The organism is Ruegeria sp. SCP10 (assembly GCF_040329495.1).
In the GTDB taxonomy this organism is placed as follows: domain Bacteria; phylum Pseudomonadota; class Alphaproteobacteria; order Rhodobacterales; family Rhodobacteraceae; genus Ruegeria.
This window is the reverse complement of the sequence record NZ_JBDZYF010000056.1, coordinates 1-1444: the sequence shown is the minus strand read 5'-3', so window position 1 is coordinate 1444 and position 1444 is coordinate 1. Positions and strand designations below refer to the sequence as shown.

The 1444-nt window shown below is 54.0% G+C and carries 1 pseudogene; it reads right to left on the bottom strand.

Features of this window, described 5'->3' with window-relative positions:
* Window positions 1-445: 445 nt before the first annotated feature.
* Window positions 446-1336 (bottom strand): annotated as a pseudogene (locus ABLN87_RS22215) (IS110 family transposase); the annotation flags it as partial.
* Window positions 1337-1444: the final 108 nt, after the last annotated feature.

The window sequence follows — 1444 nt, the reverse complement described above, 5'->3', positions numbered from 1 at the left end:
GCTGATGTCTACTTCGGGCGCGGACAGACCATTCTAAAACAACGAGAGAGGATCAAACGAAAGACCATCGAAACCCGGCGCTTGCTTCACCGCAAATCCGCCGCATAATCACAACAACCAGATGAGCCACATCCTCTCTTAGATCAGAGCGCCATCTGTCCCAAAATCCCTGACGACGGACACATCTAAAAAGTTGGTGACATGTACGGACATCCCCCTTTTTGGGCAAGAAGTGTCTTAGGTTGCTAGTTCGCGTAGCCGGGTGCTGACATGTATGCGGCCTCATAGTGCGGCTTTCACATGCCGCGGGCCCGTATGGAGTTCTCAGATCAAGTCCAATTCAGAACCACGTGCTCCAGGCACTGTGTCGCAAGCTGGTTTTCCTGATCTCGTCTCTTCGACTGTTGCGCCTTACCTTATGTTTGACCTTCCCACGCCTCCGGGATCAGATTGTTTGCACGGTTCTAACGTGTAACGGTTGGTCCCGGTATTCTTCACCATGTGCCATCAGCGCCCAGACGATGCGCGCCATTTTATTGGCCAGTGCTACCCTGACTAACATTGGTGGCTTGCGCTCCAGCATTCTTGCGAGCCAGGAGCCCGGTGCCGCCCCGCTGTGCTCGGCCCATCTAACCACAGCGCCGGCGCCAATAATGAGAAGGCACCGTAACGTTCGGTTGCCCATCTTTGACGTGCGCCCCAGCCGCTGCTTGCCGCCGGTAGAATGCTGGAGTGGAGTTAAGCCTACCCATGCCGCAAAATCGCGCCCTCGTCTAAAAGTCAAAGGTGGTGGCGCAAGTGCCGCAATCGCTGTCACAATAACTGGGCCGACGCCTGGTATCGCGGTCAACCTCTGACATGTTTCATCTTCCCTTGCACGCTGTGCGATTTGCGCCTCCAACTGTCTGATACGGACATTCAACGCTTCAAGCGTGTCGACAAAAATGCTCAGGAGAGGGCGGGACATCTCCGGCAGTTCAATGCTCCCATCTTCAACCGCAGAAACAAGCTCACGTACGTGTGTTGGGCCTTTCGCAACAACAAAGCCGAATTCGGATAGGTGGCCACACAGGGCATTGGTAATCTGTGTGCGTTGTCGGACCAGTAGATCCCGCGCTTTGAATGCCAAAGCCGCAGCCTGATTATCTTTGCTACGGACCTGCACAAACCGCATCGTTGGTCGCAGCGCTGCCTCGCAAATGGCTTCAGCGTCGATCGCATCACTCTTGCTGCGCTTCACAAAAGGCTTGACGTATTTAGGTGCGATTAAACGCACTGAGTGCCCGAGCGCTTCAAATTCTCGACCCCAATTATAACTCCCGGAACAAGCCTCCAGAGGTGGTCCTACGTTTTGGACCAGTTTGCAGCCAACTTAAGATGGATCAGGGTTGTATTTAGGCTGCCAATTTCACGGTTTCGGCTTTGTTTCCATAAGCCTCATTCG